The sequence below is a fragment of the Psychrobacter sp. ANT_H56B genome (assembly GCF_008369245.1).
Taxonomy (GTDB): domain Bacteria; phylum Pseudomonadota; class Gammaproteobacteria; order Pseudomonadales; family Moraxellaceae; genus Psychrobacter; species Psychrobacter cryohalolentis.
This window is the reverse complement of the sequence record NZ_VOBF01000001.1, coordinates 1-19,535: the sequence shown is the minus strand read 5'-3', so window position 1 is coordinate 19,535 and position 19,535 is coordinate 1. Positions and strand designations below refer to the sequence as shown.

The following is a 19,535-nucleotide window of genomic DNA, read 5'->3' as shown; positions in this document are numbered from 1 at the left end:
TTCCTTTAAATGCCTATCGCTACTGTATTTTGTTACTTCATAAATACCAGTACTATCTCCTTGTACAGAAACACATGTCTCCTATTTTATTGAACCCTTTCAAAATCGCTAATAGCGGCTTTTTTTGTCTCGTCGATATTTTTCTTTTGTCCAGTGGCTTTATCAAGATATACCAGTACTGACTCACCGCTAGCAACGATAGTATTCATAATGGTACTATAATACGTATATTCATGAATCAAGCTGGCATTGCCAATTTTCTTAATTCGAACCCCAATCCATAAGGTATCGGGGTAGACCACTGGTTTGAAATATTGACAGGATGATGCTGCCATGACTGAAAAAGTGTTCTCATTAAATAGATTTAATTGACTGTTATAGTGGATACGAGCATTTTGGGCATAAGTGTAATAGACCACATTATTGACATGTCCAAAAGAATCCATATCGCCCCACTCTACTTGTTGAGAGTAAATAACCGCAAAACCATGCATAGGATGGTTATTATCTTTATTAAGCGTCTCTTGTATTTCTGGTAATTTTGCTAAAGCTTTCATAGTTATCTCGTCTAGTCGCGCCAATGAACATACCTATTCAAATTATCAGTAAGCTGCATTAACTGTTTTTTTGCAGTCACTAATAAATATGTTTGGATTAGATTAATTTTTCTGCGTACATCATGCGCATTTTTTTCTTATCAAGCTTACCCACACTGGTCTTCGGCATTTCTACTAAGAATTTTATTTCACTGGGGACGCCATACTTTGGTAAATAGCCTTTTTCAACTGCTTGATGACCCAATGCTAAAATATCCTCGGCTTTAATATCGGTATGATCAGGTTTCAGGACCACTAACGCTAGAGGACGTTCGCCCCATTTTTCATCCGCTACGCCAATAACGGCCACTTCAGCAACGCAAGGATGGAATGATAAAATATTTTCGACTTCAAGCGAGGATACCCACTCGCCACCTGACTTGATGACATCTTTGAGTCTATCCGTAATTTTTAGAGTACCATCAGCGGTAATGCAGGCAATATCTTGGGTATGCATCCAGCCACCGCGCCATAACTCATCGCCAGCATCTGGATTCTTAAAATAGCTTTGGGTCAGCCAAGGCGCTCGAACAACGAGCTCGCCGGTCGACTCACCATCCATCGGTAAAGATTTGCCGTTCGCATCCCAAAGCTCCATCGATACCAGCATAATTGGTGAGCCAGAAAGACAACGATAGTTGATCTGCTCTGTCGTTGTCATAGCACTTGTCTGATCGCCGAATGCCATTCTGGCGAGTACAGGACATGACTCTGACATTCCAAACCCCGAGATAAACTCTATGCCACTTTCAATAGCGGCTTCAGCTAGAGCTTCGTTTAATTTGGAGCCACCTACTGACAATTTAAGACCGTTAAACTTGCGTCCTCGGGTGGCCATTTCTTTGATTAACATTTGTAAAATGGTTGGGACACCATGTGATAGCGTTACCTGATGCTGTTCAATCAAGTCAACCAATACTTCGGATACATAGCGCCCTGGATACACTTGTTTTAGCCCTATCATGGTTGCCCCATACGGCCAGCACCATGCATGCACATGAAATAATGGCGTCATTGGCATATAAACATCATTGTAGCGAGCACCTTGACCTTCGGCGCTGAGTGCAGAGGCCAGCGTACTCGATAGCGTCTGCAATACGATCTGTCGATGGGTAAAGAAAACCCCTTTTGGGTCACCCGTCGTACCACTGGTATAAAATGTGGTAGCGATGGTATTTTCATCAAAATCTGGAAAATCAAACTCATCACTAGCCGCGGCTAGCATTGCCTCATATTCACCTTCGGCATAATCTGGCATATTGGCTTGCTCAGTTTTTGTATCGTTTTCACCATACTGAGCGTCATCCAGCCAAATAATTTTCTCAATAGAAGGGGCTTCATGACGATAGTTTTTAGCCATTGGCTCAAACTCAGCATTAAGTAACAAGGCTTTTGGCTTAGAATGATTGATGGTATACAGCACTTTATCTTCAGCCAAGCGTACATTGACCGTTTGCAAAATCATTCCAGACATAGGCACAGCAAAGTACGCTTCAAGGTAACGATGACTGTCCCAATCCATAACAGCAACCACATCACCTGCTTGCAAACCCATATCTTTAAGTACGTTTGCCAAGCGATTAACACGCTTAAAAAATTCAGCGTACGTATAAGTAACCTTATCCGCATAACTAATGGTTTGATCTTTAGAGGCGATTTTTGCACGGTTTAGTAGCTGTTTGATAATCAAAGGAAAACCATACGCTTCTTGAGCTTGCTGGTAGTCCTCATGTTGATTAAGTATCGTAGTCATTATGGTCATCCTTGAAATTAAAAATATATGGCAAAAGTATTGAAAGGGTTAAACTCGTTCAATCACCATGGCAAGCCCTTGCCCAATGCCAATGCATAAACTGACCACCGCGTATTTTTCGCCCGTACGCTGTAGCTCACGCGCCGTACTTAACGCAAGTCTTGCGCCTGATGCACCCAGCGGATGACCGACGGCAATTGCTCCGCCGTTAGGGTTGACGCGTTTGTCATCAAAGTCAATTTCTAAACCTTTGAGGCAGCCAAGTACTTGCGAGGCAAACGCTTCATTAATCTCAATAATGGACATATCATCAAGGGTCAGATCAGCACGTTTCAATGCCAGTTTAATCGCCTCAACAGGGCCTACGCCCATAATATTTGGCTCAACACCCATCGCACCAGATGAGAGAATCTTAGCAATAGGCTTAAAGCCTAACTTTTCTTCTGCTTGCTTTGAGCCAATAATTAGCGCAGCCGCTCCATCGTTAATACCCGATGCGTTCCCTGCCGTAACTACGCCATTCTCATTTAACGGTTTCAGTTTTTGCAGTGCTTCCACAGTAGAGCTGGCGCGAGGATGCTCATCTTCTGCTATCGCTTTTTCAGGTAATTTTTTACCTTGCGATACCATAATTGGCGTTATTTCATCGTCGAAGAACCCATTTTGTTTGGCGGCTTGGTATTTAGCTTGCGAGGCTGCTGCGAATTTATCCGCCTCTTCACGAGTGATACCGTATTTGTGAGCGACATTATCGCCCGTCTGCGGCATGCTATCGCTACCAAACTGTTTTTCGATAATAGGATTGGGGAACCGGCTGCCAATAGTGGTATCAAATACTTTAAATTCACGACTAAAAGGCTGCTCGGTCTTAGCAAAGACAAAGGGTGCGCGAGTCATTGACTCAACCCCACCTGCTAAAAATATGTCACCCTCATTACAAGTAATGCTACGAGCAGCATCAATAATTGTAGATAATCCCGAGGCACATAGACGGTTGACGGTTTGACCGGGCGTTGTGACATCTAGTCCCGCTAGCAATGCAGCATTACGAGCAATATTGCGTGAGTCCTCACCGGCCTGATTGGTGTTACCGATCAGTACTTCATCAAAGATATCGTTAGGTAATTGGTGCTTTTCGACCAAAGCTTTCATTACTGTCGCAATCATGTCATCAGGACGAACGGTGGCTAATGCGCCTCCATGGCGACCAAAAGGGCTTCTTAATCCGTCATAAATATAGGCATTTAACATAACTGTTCCTTGTTGTGTTTTGAGAGTTTGTCTTATTAAGATATATGGTTTAGCAAGATTGCTAGGTTGTTGCTATTAATATTAATAATTAGTTTGCTGAGTAAATAGTGAAATACCTAGCGTGGCGCGGCGTTGTAACCATGGGCTTGGGCGATAGCGCGGATCACCTGTTAACCCATAAATACGCTCTAAGATAAGTAAGATTCTCTGAGCCCCAAGCTCGTCTCCCCATGAGATAGGACCATAGGGATACCCTAATCCAAGCTTGACGGCATTGTCGATATCTTCAGGAGACGCAATGCCTTGCATCGCAATATCACAGCCTAAATTAATTACCATAGCCATGACTCGCTGCGCCACAAACCCAGTGCTTTCAGTGATCAGTGTGGCATCAACAGCAGCATTTGAACCTTCATCCGAGCTTTTACCGAACTTATTATTTCTACCAAATAGCGCATAAGCTTGCGCCACAAAATTATCCTCTGTGACGATACTTGGCATCAAGGTACGATGCTTAGATAAGTCAGTCAGCATATCAATAGCGACCGCTTGGTTAGGATTGACTTGATAGCGGATAGCCGCATTGGTGGTATCCTCGCCATAGATTGCCAGCAATACTAAACTATCAGGGTTTGGCTTATCATTATCGTCGATAGTAATACCATTAGCGTTTAGATGATCAATCAGCTGTTGTCTATCTTCTGCTAAATCTGCGCCAATCCAAACTGAGATGTTTGAGGTATCGGAATCTGTCTTATAAGGTGGTTGTTGATTGGTATTTGATGTCGCTTTTTGATCATTTTGTTTTTTATTTTCTGTATAGTGATAAAAGCCTTCACCAACTTTACGCCCAAGCTTGTTACCCGTTAGCATTTGACGGGTCAAGGGATGCGGACGATAGCGAGGCTCAAAGTAATATTGATTATAGATTGACTCCATCACTGGATGAGAGACATCGATACCAGTGAGATCAAGCAGCTCGAATGGCCCCATGCGAAAGCCAGCGCCTTCACGTAAAATACAGTCGATATCCTCAAAACTAGCGATCCCCTCGCCTAATATTTTCAACGCTTCTGTACCAAAAGCTCTGCCACCATGATTGACAATAAATCCTGGGGTATCTTTTGCGACGACTCCTAAATGCCCCATGCGTTTGGCTAGAGTTGTAAGCGTTTCTACTACTGAAGGTTTGGTAGAAATTCCCGGAATCACTTCAACGATTTTCATTAAGGGTACTGGGTTAAAAAAGTGAAATCCTGCCACGCGCTCTGGATGCTCACAATCGGAGGCAATCGCTGTCACCGCTAGCGATGAGGTATTGGTGGCCAAAATCGTCTCGGCAGGAACAATGCTTTCTAGTTGCTTAAAAAGCTGTTTTTTTATGTCTAAATTTTCAATGATTGCTTCAATAACAACATCAACATCGGCAATTTTGGCTATATCTTCAATCACGGTCAGATTCGATAAAGTAGACTGTAGCTGCTCATCGGTGAATTTGCCTTTAGCCGCTAGCTTCTCTAACATAGCTTGAAGCGATTGGCGTCCTTGCTCAGCAGCGCCTGCTTTGGCATCAAATAACAGCACTTGAATGTCTGCTTGGGCGGCGATTTGCGCAATACCCATACCCATAATACCGGTGCCGATAATGGCCAATGATTTAACAGTCATAATAATCCTTTATATGGTCTTGTTACTTTATGCGCTATTGTTAAATAGTCTCGTTTTCAGGGTTGCTTAGTTATGTCTCTCTATGATTCAACAAGCTACTGTCCTTTGTATTCAGCACGACGCTTTTCTAAGAAGGCTTTTGCCCCTTCTTTTTGATCTTCGGTATCAAACAAAATCTGAAAGGCTTTACGCTCTAAAGCCAACGCGGCTTGTAATGGCATGTCCACCCCAAGATTGGCAACTTCTTTGATTTGGGTTAAGGCAATAGGCGAGTAACCCGCTAGTTGCTCCGCAATTTCGATAGCACGTTTGATAGTCGTTTCATCTTCGACTACTTCAGAGACTAGCCCCATTTGATCTGCTTCATCAGCGCTTATCATGTCGCCCGTTAATATCAGCTTCATGGCTTTATGTTTGCCAATTACTCGAAATAGCCGCTGCGTACCCCCTGCTCCTGGCATCAACCCTATTTTGATTTCTGGTTGGCCAAACTTAGCCGACTTGCCAGCGACGATGATGTCGGCATGCATAGCAAGCTCACAGCCGCCGCCAAGGGCATAACCATTGACCGCTGCAATAATCGGCTTGCGACAATTTGTGATGGCATCCCAGTAGCGTTCGCTATGACGCAAATACACATCGACTGTTTTCGCGGTTAAAAAATCATTGATATCAGCACCGGCTGCGAACACCTTATCGCCACCTGTCAGCACAATAGCCTTGGTATTCACATCGTCATTTAATTTGATGAAAATCTCTGCCATTTGTTCGCGTAGTTCAGTGTTTAAAGCATTGCGAACGTTAGGACGATTAAGTCTTATCACACTAACGCCATTTTCTAATGTTTCACAAATAATGATTGGCTCTTCCATGATGCTGTCCCTTAAACAGTGTCCTTAGGTAAAGTACATCAACCTTTAAAAACACCAGTAATTATGATAATTAATACCGCATAGCGATATTTAAGACCAATATATACTGTTTATTTTCCTTTGTGAAGGGCAAATCTCAGTTAAATTGATAAATCAACCAACCATTTAAACTTTAATTTTTTAATAAATACCGCATTGCGGTTATTTAAACCAAAACTATTGTAATTTCATAAACTATCAATTATGCTGTTTGTTCAAGGCAATTATGAAGCCGCTATCAATTTGAATATCAATTAAACAAGGAAGAATCACATGATCAGAGATAAGGACGTTCTTGACCAAATCACCGACACTATCCGCCAATTTGTGAATAACCAATTAATACCGATGGAACATTGGGTAGCAGAAAACGACCGTCTTCCAGACGATATCATCAATCAAATGCGCGAGTTAGGGCTGTTTGGACTGACTATTCCCGAAGAGTATGGCGGGCTTGGCGTTACGATGGAAGAAGAGGTCACACTTGCATTTGAACTAGGGCGCACCTCTCCTGCTTTTCGCTCACTAATAGGAACAAATAACGGTATCGGCTCATCTGGTTTAGTCATCGATGGTACTGAAGCGCAAAAACAGAAATATCTACCTAGACTTGCCAGTGGTGAAATCATTGGCTCATTTTGTTTGACCGAGCCGGATTCTGGCTCAGATGCCGCTTCATTAAAGACCACTGCTATCAAGGACGGTGATACCTACATTATCAACGGTACTAAGCGCTATATTACCAATGCCCCTGAAGCTGGCGTGTTTACCGTGATGGCACGTACTGATCCACAAAATAAAAGATCGGGTGGTATTTCAGCCTTTATCGTTGAGAGTGATACCCCTGGTATTACTTTGGGCAAAATTGACAAAAAAATGGGGCAAAAAGGTGCTCATACCTGTGACGTCATCTTTGATAATTGTGTCGTGCCTGCTGATGCTTTGATTGGTGGTGTCGAAGGTGTAGGTTTCAAAACCGCGATGAAAGTACTTGATAAAGGACGCCTACATATTGCTGCAGCGAGTACCGGAGCCGCGACTCGCATGTTGGATGATGCATTACATTATGCCGTTGAGCGTAAGCAGTTTGGGCAGCCCATTGCCAATTTTCAGCTTATTCAAGCGATGCTCGCTGATTCAAAAGCGGAAATTTATGCGGCTAAATCTATGGTATTAGACGCCTCACGCCTGCGTGATGAAGGTAAAGATGTCGTCACTGAGTCCTCCTGTGCCAAGATGTTTGCTACTGAAATGTGTGGCCGCGTTGCTGATAGAGCCGTACAAATTCATGGCGGTGCGGGTTATATTGCCGATTATGGCATTGAGCGTTTTTATCGTGATGTGCGCTTGTATCGTTTATATGAAGGTACGACTCAGATTCAGCAGATTATTATCGCCCGCAATATGATTAAAGAAGTAAGTGAATAGTAGTTTGCTTGATGAGCAAGGCGATACCGGTATTTGCTAGGACGTAAATACCGTCATAAAGACACTATTAAAATAGTTTTTTATTCTCACAACGATAAGGATATGTATTGTGAAAAGTGCGGCTATAACTTCGAATCCAAGCTTAAATTCTACCCAGAAGCAACCTTGGAAACTGGCCTTTGTATTTTGTTTTTTAGTCTTGTTATGTGATGGGGCTGATATCGGTATTCTTGCCTTTACGCTTTCAAGTTTAAAACAAGAATTTGGATTGACCAATGTGCAAGCAGGTGCTTTGGGCAGTTGGTCATTATTTGGCATGGCAATCGGTGGGTTCTTTGGCGGCTGGGCCTGTGATCGTTTTGGACGGGTACGGGTTATCGTGATTGCGACCGCACTCTTCTCTGTATTATCAGGTTTTAGTGGATTTGCGCAGAGCTACGAACACTTTGTAGCATTACGGTTCATCGCATGTTTGGGTCTTGGTAGCTTATACATTGCGACCAATACCTTGATGTCTGAGATGGTCCCTACCAAACATCGAACGACGGTGCTTGCGATGTTGATGACAGGGTTTACTTTAGGCTCTCTCGTTATTACGAGCTTGTCTGCTTGGATTATTCCTAGCTATGGTTGGCGCACCCTATACCTCTTAACCTTTATACCTATTATTCTTGCAGTATTGATGTATTTTCTAGTGTCTGAGCCCCAGTCTTGGAAAGAGTCACGTGCCCTTAAACTTAGTGGCGCAAAGAACTCACTTCAAAAACCTGAAAACCCTTACAAAGCCATATTTGAGAATCCAAAGCATCGCATCATGTTTATTTTATGGTCTATGAGTTCAGGGCTTTTATTATTTGGTTATTTTGGCGTAAGCAACTGGTTACCGTCTTATCTAGAAACTGAATTAGGTATCAAGTTTAAAGAGATGGCTATCTATATGGCAGGTACTTATCTGACTATGATGTTTGCCAAATTAGTCGCAGGTATTGTGGCTGATAAGATAGGTCGCAAAATAGTGTTCGCCTTTGGTACGATGGGTACGGCACTATTTATACCGGTATTGGTCTACATGCATACGCCAGAAAACATCGGTTGGTTAATGATAACCTTTGGCTTCTTATATGGTATTCCTTATGCAATTAACGCCACCTATTTGACCGAAAGCTTTCCGACTGCTATTCGAGGTACTGCTATCGGTGGTGCATTCAATATCGGACGACTGGGCTCAGTCATTGCACCCGTCGCTATTGGTTATATGGCGATGCAAAATTCTATCGGCGCAGGTTTATTGCTGATGGCAGGTGCGTACTTCTTATGTGGTCTTATTCCGACGTTGTTTATTAAAGAACAACAGTATGACCCACAAAAAGCATAACATTATTCAATATATATACCGCATAGCGAAATAGCTTATAATAGCTGTGCCAAGTATTTTAAATGCACCTTTAAGATAGTATGGTTAAAGGTGCATACTATTATTAGCTCAAAGTAATTTATTCTGATAATAAAATACGATAAGCAGTATGTTGACCATTACGTTTGTATTAACTTAATTGAGAATAAAAATAATATATGACAACTAAAAACCTTATTACCGAAGGCTCGGCTAACACAACACATATCGAACTGCTAGAGCCGATTGCAGAGATGCGCGATAAGAATGATCGGCAGTTCGTTACCGCGTTGGCGCGAGGGCTAGAGCTACTTCGTTGCTTTACCCCGCAGCGTCCTTATCTTGGTAATCAAGACTTAAGTCAATTAACAGGACTGCCTAAAGGCACGATTACGCGTCTTACTTATACTTTAGTTAAGCTCGGCTATTTAAAGCAATCAATAAATAGTAGTAAATATCAATTGTCTGCCGGTGTCTTAGGATTTGGCTATACGATGATGGCGAACATCTCTATCAACAATCTAGTAACGCCATACATGGAAGAGTTAGCAGAGTATGCAAATAGTGCGGTTGCTATGGCCACTCGCGATCGACTAACGATGGTATATTTGAATGTGGTGCAAGGTGATGGTACTACGACTATGCGCCGTAATGTCGGCTCATACTTGCCTATTCACTTAAGTTCGATGGGCAGAGCCTGTCTAGCAAGTATGCCGCAGGCTGAGCAAGAATTTATCCTTGATGCCATTCGCACCAAGTACAAAGAGGATTGGATAAAGATTAGAAGAGGACTGGATAAAGCTTTTAAAGATTATGAAGATTATGGCTATTGCTTTTCAATTAGCGAATGGCAAAAAGATGTCAATGCAGTTGCCACTGCTTTAATGCACCCTACTGAGGGTTTACTGACTTTTAATTGTGGCGCGCCAAATTTCGTTTTGAGCCGTACAAAACTAGAGGAAGATGTTGCCCCTCGTTTACTGCATATGAAAAATAGTATTGAGAGCAATCTTTACATTAGCTAGATCATGTAATTAATGATAGAGATCGCATAATTATTAACACTTTAAGTGAGTATGCGATTTTACTATTAACTCAGTATCATGGAAACATATATATAACGCAGTGGCATGATCTGCGCTTTTACCATACTTCCAGATAGTCGCCTAGTCGCTATATTTACCACCATATCATAAAGTCTTATTAAAGCTCTCCTCGCTACAGCCCTATAAAAATACTGATAACAAATCCCTATAGGCAGCACCTCACCTGTATTCCGCCATTATCATATTTACCGCTCTGATCCGTAACATAACATATCTAATATACTGCCATCCTAATTTACATATTGATAATAGTTATCGTTTGTAATATTATTCGCTTAAATTATTACAGTGACTTTACTAAGTGCCCCTATCTTAGGATTGGCACCGCTACCCCTTTTATTTTTATTGATCACTGATTGAGACATTTATGCGTTTATCCACTCTGACCCAAGCAGTCGCTTTGATTACCGTTACTTTGATGTTGACTGCTTGCGGCGATGATTCTGATGTCAGCACAGAAATCATTGATGGGACACCGCCACTTTTGACAACGGATAGCAACTTTTCGAGTGGTTATAGCGCAGTTGCGGCCGTATTTGTCTCAGGTCAAGTGCAAGATAGCGGTGGCATAAAGTCTGTGACTTATACATTGAACGGTGGAGCACCTCAATCACTAACTATTGACAAAAATGGTTATTTTAACGATCGCATCTTGTTAGATTTAGGCGAAAACAGCATTGCCTTAGCCGCCACTGACAATGCAGGTAACATCATGCGCTCAACCAAAAATATGTATCTGGGTGATACGGTGGCAGCTGGTGGCTCACATACCGCAGCCCTTCATGATGGGCAGCTCTATGGTTGGGGTCGTAATAACTATGGGCAAACAGGCACCGCATATACCTCGACATTCACTGATACTATGGGACATCCAGAGTTACCGACACTCATGAATAATGCCCCAAAAAACCTAGTATCTATTAAATTTAATCAAAACCACTCACTTGCTATCGACGATAAAGGTCAAGTTTATAGCTGGGGTAATGATGCTTATGGACAATTAGGACGTGGTCAGTCAAATCGTCATGCTTGTGTTAAATCCGCTGATTGCCGTCTTGATATCAGCGCGATTGCCGGTATTAATAATGCGGTCATGCTAGCGGCTGGTTATAATCATAATTTGGTATTGACCAAAGACGGTAGCGTTTGGGCATTTGGCGCTAATGCTCAAGGGCAGCTCGGTAATAACACCGCTATAGACAGCAGCATACCAGTCAAAGTGGACTTTTCGGCGTCAGAGGGCGTCGGTCATATCATACAAGTCGTAGCCAGTAGCAGTAGCTCATATGCCTTAGATGATGAAGGTCAGGTATGGGGTTGGGGCAGCGACGCGAGCGCCAATCTTGGGCGCGGTCAAGGATGTGATAAAGCCAACAATTGCATCGATATTAATAATAAACCGTTACGTATCAATGTCATTGCACATGATTTGGCTGATAGTACTGCTCAAAGGGTAGAAAAAGAAATAGTCACTCAGCTTGCTGCTGGTAAAGATCATGTTTTAGCACTGACCAACAAAGACTCTGTCTATGGTTGGGGGCTAAATACTAGCAGCCAAATAGGCTACAATGGAATTGGATTTAAAAATACTTTCAACGCTTGGGCAAGCACCATAACTGCGCCAACCAAATTGCCTTGGTTTGCCGGTAAAGAGGTTCGCCGTGTCTACGCCAATGGCAATGCCAGCTATGTATTGTTGGACAATGTTGCAGCAAATAACAGTAACACCCAAGCGTCAGATGGCATCCTTTATGCTTGGGGCATGTTTAGTGAAACAGACGGCAAAGGCAAAACAAGTTATGAAAACTTAGATGAACCAACAAACAAGCTGACCAGCTTAAAAAACATCGATAATATGGCGATGGGTACAATGCATCTCATTGCACATGAAAAACCACTCAATCAGAACAATGGCATACCTTTTAAGAACGGCAATCTATTTACATGGGGCTGGAGCTTTGAGGGTTCATTAGGCAATGAAAACACCTCACATACTTGGATGTATAACTACCCTATCCCTGCAAAAATTCCTAGCCAGCTATAAGCAGTGATTATTGAGCGGCGCTCATAAAAGCGATACACAAGGACCTAGTACGTAAAAAGGGATCTTACTGAGCTTTTTAAAAGGTATTTAAGGCTAATAAGCAATCAAAGTGACATACAAACATAGAAAGACCGCTTCAATCGAGCGGTCTTTTATTATCTTACCCATTATTTATGGTAAGTAGCCCTTTATAGGGCTGATATCAGCTGGCAAATCAATTTCACCCAAGGCCTCTAACAAGTTGATTTCAATCGTGCGCGATAAAGCCGTTAATGGTAGCTGATTGTCCGCCAAGCCAAATGGTGACTCTAACTCTTCACTTAGCGCATCAAGTCCAAAAAAGGTATAGGCAATCACGCTGCAGATGAAAGGCGTCACCCAACCTAAAGAAGATACCAAACCAAAAGGCAGCATAAAGCAATAAAGATAAGTGGTTCGATGTACAAGCAAAGTATAAGCAAATGGCAATGGCGTATTATGAATACGCTCACACGCTGCTAGCACCACCGTCATAGAGTTCAGGCGCTCATCCATATTTTGCACCATCTGCTCTGATAGTAGATGCTGCTGTCGACAATAGCCAAGCTCCTTACCCATCAAGCGCATCAGATAATCGGGCAGATTTTTCGCTTGCCGCAGCTTGCTATGATATTTCGGATCAACAAAGCGCTCGATATCCTCCCAAGGCGAGGTGTTTCGCAGTCGATGACGCACCGCATGAGTAAAAGCAATACTCAGATGAATCAGACGGCGCTGAGTATCTCGCCCTATTGGTTTGTCTTCGTCGATATAAGAAAGCACTTGACGGCACAAGCTGCGCGCATCATAAACCAATTGTCCCCATAGCCCCCTTGCTTCCCACCAACGCTGATAGCTGGCATTATTACGAAAGCCCAAAAACAACGATAAGGCAATCCCAAGCAAGGTGAAAGGCGCGACGCTATAAGAAGAAAAAGAGCTTGGAAAGCCGTGCTGAATATTGGTAATAAGCGCACTGATAAGACCAATCAGCAAAATTTGAGGATATACTTTGGGAAGAATTGAGCCACGCAAGGTAAAGAATAGTTTGATGGCGCTTGGGTTTTGCTTGACGATCATATTGACTTCCTAACGCTGATACTTTTGCAGAGCGAAATGATAACAGACTCGCCATAATGAGGTACAAAAAGATGCTTATCATTGAACTGTGAATAAGTATTTATCGTAAAAATACACCACTATTTTTATCACCTTGTTGTGCAATAGATGTCTAACAAATCATTGGTTGTTATAGTGATGTAATGATAGCAAGGACAAAGGTAGATAGCAGATGCCATCGCACAAAAATTCGATTATAGTAGACATAGATATGCTCATATAAAGAAAATAAGGAATAAATGATGAAAAAATTAGGATTATGCGCCGCAGTGGCACTGAGCTTGAGCGCATGTGCTGGCGGGATAAACGGTGGCACCATTGGCAATAACAACCAAAATACTATCGTCACTCAATATCCTGTTGAAGCAGCGATGCTCAACATTTATACCAAAGCTCGCAGTCAAAGCTTGGTAGCGACCGTCGGTAATCAAAATGCTTCAGCTGATATTACAATTACCCCAAAAGGCAGTATGGTATTCAATAATAAACAAGTACAAGCTGCCGAAGTAAATACTATTAATAAAGTAAATAATCAAATCACTGACCAATCTGTTGCCATCAATTACTTTACGTTAAATCCATTAGTTTTCCATGGTTATACTGATAGCTCAGGCAAATACTCATTAGCGACCCAGAGCACGACGCTTCCTAAGCTGGCAACCGTTGGCTCCTCTAGTCAATTGATTGCAGAGGACGTATACGCCGATAGAAGTATGCGCAGAAAGATAGGTAGCTACAGACAAGGCTGGTCATTGACCAGAGACACCAATAACACTGCATGGTTTTGTGTCGACACCTCAGCCAATCTACTCGTCGCAAATGATCCCAATGGTGTCTCATCAGAATGCTATAAAATCAATGCGCGCGGCGATATCTTAGATAGTAAAGTGACGATTAGCCAACCGACAAACAACGGTACGAAAGCGATTGTATTTACTAGCCGTTAAATAATTCGTCACTAAATCACTTAACGTTGCACAAAAAAGCGCCCCTTAAATTAAATAAGGGGCGTTTTTTTGGAATTTATTTATGCTGTTATAATATCTATTATATTAAACGGCAATTTTATAAGCTGATTTTTTGATACGCATATCACCCGTTTCAACATAACGCTGATGCCATGATAATGCTTCGTCCAAGATATGCGGCGTTTGCATACCAGCCGTATCTGAAGCACGATCAAAATAATCTTGCAGCATTGGGCGATAATCAGGATGGGCACAGTTATCGATAATTGCTTTTGCACGTTGACGCGGCGATAAACCACGCAAATCTGCCAAGCCTTGCTCGGTGACGATAACCATCACATCATGCTCAGTATGGTCGTGATGCGAGACCATCGGCGTGATACAAGAGATTGCGCCATCTTTTGCCACTGATGGCGATACAAAGAATGACGTATAAGCGTTACGAGCAAAGTCACCTGAGCCGCCCAAGCCATTCATCATATTGGTGCCCATGACGTGGGTTGAGTTGACGTTACCATACAGGTCACATTCAATCATGGCATTAATGGCCAATACACCTAAGCGACGCGCGACTTCAGGATGGTTAGTGATTTCTTGTGGACGCAATACAATACGCGCACGCAGCTCTTCGATATTGGCATTAAAACGCTCTAGCGCATCTGGGCTTAATGACAGTGCAGTTGCCGATGCCATGGTCATTTTGCCAGACATGATTAGGTCTAACATACCGTCTTGCAATACTTCAGTGTAGCCAGTCAAATTCTCAAACGGGCTGTTTTGTAGTCCTGCCAATACTGCATTGGCTACGTTACCCACACCAGACTGGATAGGCAATAAATTTTCTGGCATGCGACCTTTTTTGACTTCATCATGGAAGAAATCAATGATATGACTGGCTATTTTGTTTGAACATTCATCAGGATCAGCAAACTTGCTGTTGCGATCAGGCGAGTTCGTTAGGACAACACCAACCACTTTATCCAAGTCACAATGTAGATACGGCACACCAATGCGTCCGCCTGGGGTCACAAGTGGAATCGGCTTGCGGTTTGGCGGCATACCGATATCATTATAGACATCATGCATACCTTCTAACATCAAGCTTTGCTGCGCGTTCACTTCTAAGATGATTTTGTCGGCATTTTCTAACCAGGCATTGTTGTTACCGATAGAAGTCGATGGAATCAGGCGACCATCTGGCAAAATACCAGACACTTCAACGACCGCTATATGCATCTTGCCATAGAAACCGATGGTGCTCTGCTGCGCCACATGCGATAAATGCATATCAAAATAATGCGCTTCACCTGCGTTGATTTGTTTACGTAAAGCAGGCTCTGATTGATATGGCGTGCGCCACTTGATGCCGTTCGCTTCTGCCAATACGCCATCACATTCGGTTGCGGTAGAGGCACCTGTCAATAAACCAATTTGAAAGTCTTCACCGCGAGCATGAGCCGCTTCCATATGTTTGGCAAGCGCAGCGGGTATCGCTTTTGGGTAACCGGCACCGGTAAAGCCACTCATACCGACATTCATGTCGTTTTTGATGAACGCTGCTGCTTGATCAGCAGACATGATTTTTTTGCTTAGACCGTCGTGAAGCACACGACCTTCATGATTTAATGATGTCATACCTTTTTTCCTAGTAACTTCCATATTAAAATCAAACCACTTCGCGATGAAGCGTTTGATACGAAACCAACAATAAAATGCATTGCTGCATATTAGCAACTTTCCCGCAAAAAACAAGTTGAATGACTTAAATTTACCTGTAGGGATTTTATCTGTCTCCTATAAACTAACATTAGTTCGCTTTTTAATATTTTTTATATAGTGTTCTTTTCCTCTTTAAATTGCAGTCAGAGGCATTTTTCTGTATCTCAAATAGATATGCTTACCATAAGGTATGATGGTTAAAAATGCTTATTATTTATTTTTCTCAGATAGGTATAAATGTATTTAAAATACTATACTTTGAAATATAGAATGGGATATTTTTGATTAATAGAAAAATATTAACGATAATATTTCTGGTTTTTTGTCTATAGACCCAAAAAAATTATAGTAAGATTATCAGTGTCATATTTTTAAAAGGACTCCACGCATGTTATATTTTAGAAACTGCCAAAAATTTTTAACTAAAGGTTATACTGATAAAAACTGGTGCTAAACTTGATATAAAAGCAGTTCATTATTAGCTGATTAACATAAAGTTGGTAGTGAGAAAATAAGCATTTAAGGATGAATGATGACAACTCAACAGCACGTTTTGGCTTGTATTGACGGCTCAGCAGTGACAGAGTCTGTTTGTGACTATGCAGCATGGTATGCAAGGCGACTCAATATTTCGGTAGGACTGTTACATGTCAGCGATGTGGCAGCGTCTATTAGAAGAGACTTGTCTGGGGCGATTGGCATCAATAGCCGTCAATTCTTGCTAGATGAATTGTCTCAGCTGGACGAGCAAAGAGCCAAGGTAGTCAATAGCTATAGTAACGCCTTGGTGCAAGATGCCAAAAGCCATATCAAAAATCAGTTTGATGACGTAGATGTCCATGTTTATCAGCGCCGTGGCAAGCTATTGCCTGCTATTGAGCATTTTAAAGCGCATAATCGTGCCATCGTTATGGGACGCCGCGGTGAAGACCATAAACATAGTCGCATCAACATCGGCAGCCAAATCGAGACAGTTGCACGAGCGTCAAGCATACCGGTGCTCATTTGCTCAGAGAAATTCAAAGAACCTCACTCATACATGGTAGCCTTTGACGCTAGTAAAACAGCGATTAAAGCCATAGCTATGCTGTCAGAGAGCAAATTATTAAAAGGCATGCAAGGTCATATCGTGATGATCAGTAACGATAATGAAACCGCCAAACAAAGCCTTGCCGATGCCCGCGCGCAGATGGCAGCAGCAGGATTTTCAGTAGAGACTCATCATCTCCAAAAGCTTGACGCGGTCAATGGATTGTTAGCTTTTCAAGTGGAGCATGCAATCGATATTATTGTGGTGGGTGCTTATGGCAGCTCAAAACTACAGCATCTGTTTCTTGGTAGCACTACAACAGAGATTATCGCCAGTACACTGTCACCGGTTATTTTGGTGCGCTAATAGGTAACGAGCGTGATTATACTTTTAATCTGTTCTGTCGGTTTTTATATATTGATAAATATTCATTAAAGAAGCAAGGCATCTAATGCCTTGCTTCTTTTATCTAACTAATGATTATGATTGTCATTTCGCTTAGATATTTAGTCAAATAGGTGTTTAGTCAAAATGGAAACCTGCACCTATGGCTGCACCTACGTTGCCTTGAGTATCTGCAGTACCATTTAGCTTCATGACCCAACGTCCATCGGCGGACAGTTTCGAAAAGCCGATAGCAACGGCACTCTCACCATTATACGTTGCGATACCACCACCTATCATAGACTTACCGATGATGTAAGCTTGAGGCAATGAAGACATCGCCATGGCTGCTGAGATACCCGCGTTGGCATCGTCCTCAACCTCGCCAATTCTATAACCCAGCTCATTGATGCTGTTGCCTAGGTTTCTATTGACTGCATCCAATTGACCGAAGTTCACAGCATCTCTAGGTTGCATGCCGTCCGCAACATTGGTTATCTTAGTGCCAGCAGCATTAATACCAGCTGCTGTCATACTAGGAGCAGTTTCACCATTACCGGCATATATACCGGCTTTAGTAATACTAGGACCACCTGCAATGACGACTCCGTTTGTGCTGACGGTTGTATCACCAGTCGTCACGCTGTCGACATTGATGTTGCCATTTAAGTCAAACTTAATGCTACTGCCTGCTGATGTCGTGGTGATATTATTGCCACCTTTAAACGTAAGTGGAGCAGAACCTGCTTTTTTGTTGATAACAGGACCACTATCTGCATCGAAGTTGAGTCCAGCGCCCATCTCAGCTATCACAGCTGTCTGTGTATTGATGCTAGATAAAACTTCAAATAACTGTCCACCATTGACGGCATCCTTACTCGCTACCTCAATGAAACCATTAGCGACGTTGGTAATCTTGTTACCACCAGCATCAACACTGGTTTTAGTAAGTTTAGGACCGCCTACGATAGTTAGACCACTACTATTCATCGTGGCATCACCCGTTTGCACACTATCTACGGCGATATCCCTACTTAAATTAAAGGTAACATTATTACTCTCTGCTGTTTTAGAGACGGTTATATTGTTATCTGTGTTGTTTAAGTCAACTGTATCGCTTGGTTTCACTGTACTTATAGTGCTCTCATTGCTTTGAGCACTGAGGTTCCAGCCTTTGTTGGCATCAGCTGCACTTTGTTTGACTTCGTTTAACTGTCCAACATTCACAGCGTCAGTAGTTGCTTCACCTCGTGCAACATTAGTCAGTTTGACTGGTGTCATTGAACCAACACCACCTAGTGTAACAACGTCTCTGGTTAGAGCATTGTCATACTGTACTGAATTATTCGCTTTCCCTAAGCTGTCTTTGCTTGCTTGGCTTAGATCAAATTTATAATCTGTAACGTTACCGCTTACATTAGTTGCACCGACTGTTACCGCAGATGAACCTGCTGATGCGGTCGTGCCATCTGCATTGACGGTATAAGTATCTTTGCCATTAACTGTAGTTTTAGTCACACTAGCAACATTAGTACCTGCAGCAACTACGGTCTTGAGGCCACCAGCAATGGTTTGAACGTCACCAATGTTTGCCGCGTTGGTTGTGTTCGTACCGCCACTTGCCACGTTAGTGATTTGATTGCCACCGTTGTTAAGACCAGTGCTACTTAGTTGAACACTACTACCAAGGAAGGTGACACCGCCAGTATTCATTACAGTATTGCCCATAGTGACACTATTAAGACCTGTTAAATCTTTGGCTAGCCCAACTTTAATAGCGCCATTAACATCGGTTAAAAGGATGTTATCCCCTTTGAGGAAGTTGGCAGTGTTGTTTGCTTTCGTAATGGTTTTGACAGCGACACCATCAATCTGAGTAATGACAGATTGTAAGGCGTTATCGGCTTTACCCAAACTTGCTTTAGTGTCAGCACCTAAGTCAACTTTGTAGTCGGTGACGTTGTTGGCATTTTTAGTGCCAGGTGTGACCGTTAGAGCGCCAGAGTTAGCACTTGAAACTGTCGTGCCATCTGCATTGACGGTATAAGTATCTTTGCCATTAACTGTAGTTTTAGTCACACTAGCAACATTAGTACCTGCAGCAACTACGGTCTTGAGGCCACCAGCAATGGTTTGAACGTCACCAA

General features: G+C 42.5%; 13 protein-coding genes and 1 pseudogene. 6 read left to right on the top strand and 8 right to left on the bottom strand.

Annotation, left to right across the window (positions count from 1 at the left end):
• Window positions 1-86 precede the first annotated feature (86 nt).
• From FQ082_RS00070 to FQ082_RS00050, 5 genes are all read right to left on the bottom strand, one after another.
• Entirely contained in the window at window positions 87-557 is a 471-nt protein-coding gene (locus FQ082_RS00070; protein WP_149491561.1) for an acyl-CoA thioesterase, read from the bottom strand.
• A 97-nt stretch (window positions 558-654) separates the two neighbouring features.
• On the bottom strand, window positions 655-2,349 hold the full coding sequence (locus FQ082_RS00065; protein WP_149491560.1) for a fatty acid--CoA ligase: 1,695 nt from the start codon (window positions 2,347-2,349) through the stop codon (window positions 655-657).
• 48 nt (window positions 2,350-2,397) lie between these two features.
• A complete protein-coding gene (locus tag FQ082_RS00060; RefSeq protein ID WP_149491559.1) occupies window positions 2,398-3,600 on the bottom strand; it encodes a 3-oxoadipyl-CoA thiolase in 1,203 nt (400 codons plus the stop codon).
• 81 nt (window positions 3,601-3,681) lie between these two features.
• Window positions 3,682-5,274: a 3-hydroxyacyl-CoA dehydrogenase gene (locus FQ082_RS00055; protein ID WP_188018891.1), complete on the bottom strand. Its 1,593-nt coding sequence runs from the start codon at window positions 5,272-5,274 to the stop codon at window positions 3,682-3,684.
• Between the two features lie 89 nt (window positions 5,275-5,363).
• Window positions 5,364-6,140 carry an enoyl-CoA hydratase gene (locus FQ082_RS00050; protein ID WP_149491557.1) on the bottom strand — a complete coding sequence of 259 codons (777 nt, stop codon included), beginning with the start codon at window positions 6,138-6,140 and terminating at the stop codon, window positions 5,364-5,366.
• Between the two features lie 312 nt (window positions 6,141-6,452).
• Here FQ082_RS00050 and FQ082_RS00045 point away from each other — a divergent pair, with 312 nt between their 5' ends.
• The 4 genes from FQ082_RS00045 to FQ082_RS00030 all read left to right on the top strand — a co-directional run bounded on the left by FQ082_RS00045 (window position 6,453) and on the right by FQ082_RS00030 (window position 12,150).
• On the top strand, window positions 6,453-7,607 hold the full coding sequence (locus FQ082_RS00045; RefSeq protein WP_149408351.1) for an acyl-CoA dehydrogenase family protein: 1,155 nt from the start codon (window positions 6,453-6,455) through the stop codon (window positions 7,605-7,607).
• A gap of 109 nt (window positions 7,608-7,716) precedes the next feature.
• Window positions 7,717-8,982, top strand: coding sequence for an MFS transporter (locus FQ082_RS00040; protein WP_149491556.1), 1,266 nt, complete (start codon window positions 7,717-7,719; stop codon window positions 8,980-8,982).
• 197 nt (window positions 8,983-9,179) lie between these two features.
• Window positions 9,180-10,025 carry an IclR family transcriptional regulator gene (locus tag FQ082_RS00035; RefSeq protein WP_011513564.1) on the top strand — a complete coding sequence of 282 codons (846 nt, stop codon included), beginning with the start codon at window positions 9,180-9,182 and terminating at the stop codon, window positions 10,023-10,025.
• A gap of 448 nt (window positions 10,026-10,473) precedes the next feature.
• Window positions 10,474-12,150 carry a chromosome condensation regulator RCC1 gene (locus FQ082_RS00030; protein WP_149491555.1) on the top strand — a complete coding sequence of 559 codons (1,677 nt, stop codon included), beginning with the start codon at window positions 10,474-10,476 and terminating at the stop codon, window positions 12,148-12,150.
• A gap of 171 nt (window positions 12,151-12,321) precedes the next feature.
• Here FQ082_RS00030 and FQ082_RS00025 read toward each other — a convergent pair whose 3' ends face one another.
• Window positions 12,322-13,248 carry a bestrophin family protein gene (locus FQ082_RS00025; RefSeq protein ID WP_149491554.1) on the bottom strand — a complete coding sequence of 309 codons (927 nt, stop codon included), beginning with the start codon at window positions 13,246-13,248 and terminating at the stop codon, window positions 12,322-12,324.
• 281 nt (window positions 13,249-13,529) lie between these two features.
• On the opposite strand from FQ082_RS00025, the gene FQ082_RS00020 reads away from it, so the two are divergent.
• Window positions 13,530-14,234: a hypothetical protein gene (locus FQ082_RS00020; protein WP_188018877.1), complete on the top strand. Its 705-nt coding sequence runs from the start codon at window positions 13,530-13,532 to the stop codon at window positions 14,232-14,234.
• Between the two features lie 105 nt (window positions 14,235-14,339).
• Here FQ082_RS00020 and FQ082_RS00015 read toward each other — a convergent pair whose 3' ends face one another.
• The gene (locus tag FQ082_RS00015; protein ID WP_149491552.1) at window positions 14,340-15,890 is read right to left on the bottom strand and encodes an acetyl-CoA hydrolase/transferase family protein; all 1,551 of its coding nucleotides are present in this window, start codon (window positions 15,888-15,890) and stop codon (window positions 14,340-14,342) included.
• Window positions 15,891-16,506: 616 nt separating this feature from the next.
• Between FQ082_RS00015 and FQ082_RS00010 the strand changes: the two genes are divergently transcribed.
• Entirely contained in the window at window positions 16,507-17,370 is an 864-nt protein-coding gene (locus FQ082_RS00010) for a universal stress protein (protein ID WP_149491551.1), read from the top strand.
• A 222-nt stretch (window positions 17,371-17,592) separates the two neighbouring features.
• Here the strand turns inward: FQ082_RS00010 and FQ082_RS00005 are convergent.
• Window positions 17,593-19,535 (bottom strand): annotated as a pseudogene (locus tag FQ082_RS00005) (YadA family autotransporter adhesin); the annotation flags it as partial.

Excerpts from the sequence above, each read along its gene's own strand:
- FQ082_RS00025 (WP_149491554.1), bottom strand. The coding sequence starts at position 13,248 with ATGATCGTCAAGCAAAACCCAAGCGCCATCAAACTATTCTTTACCTTG.
- FQ082_RS00015 (WP_149491552.1), bottom strand. The coding sequence starts at position 15,890 with ATGACATCATTAAATCATGAAGGTCGTGTGCTTCACGACGGTCTAAGC.
- FQ082_RS00035 (WP_011513564.1), top strand. The coding sequence starts at position 9,180 with ATGACAACTAAAAACCTTATTACCGAAGGCTCGGCTAACACAACACAT.
- FQ082_RS00045 (WP_149408351.1), top strand. The coding sequence starts at position 6,453 with ATGATCAGAGATAAGGACGTTCTTGACCAAATCACCGACACTATCCGC.
- FQ082_RS00030 (WP_149491555.1), top strand. The coding sequence starts at position 10,474 with ATGCGTTTATCCACTCTGACCCAAGCAGTCGCTTTGATTACCGTTACT.
- FQ082_RS00060 (WP_149491559.1), bottom strand. The coding sequence starts at position 3,600 with ATGTTAAATGCCTATATTTATGACGGATTAAGAAGCCCTTTTGGTCGC.
- FQ082_RS00065 (WP_149491560.1), bottom strand. The coding sequence starts at position 2,349 with ATGACTACGATACTTAATCAACATGAGGACTACCAGCAAGCTCAAGAA.
- FQ082_RS00050 (WP_149491557.1), bottom strand. The coding sequence starts at position 6,140 with ATGGAAGAGCCAATCATTATTTGTGAAACATTAGAAAATGGCGTTAGT.
- FQ082_RS00020 (WP_188018877.1), top strand. The coding sequence starts at position 13,530 with ATGAAAAAATTAGGATTATGCGCCGCAGTGGCACTGAGCTTGAGCGCA.
- FQ082_RS00010 (WP_149491551.1), top strand. The coding sequence starts at position 16,507 with ATGACAACTCAACAGCACGTTTTGGCTTGTATTGACGGCTCAGCAGTG.
- FQ082_RS00070 (WP_149491561.1), bottom strand. The coding sequence starts at position 557 with ATGAAAGCTTTAGCAAAATTACCAGAAATACAAGAGACGCTTAATAAA.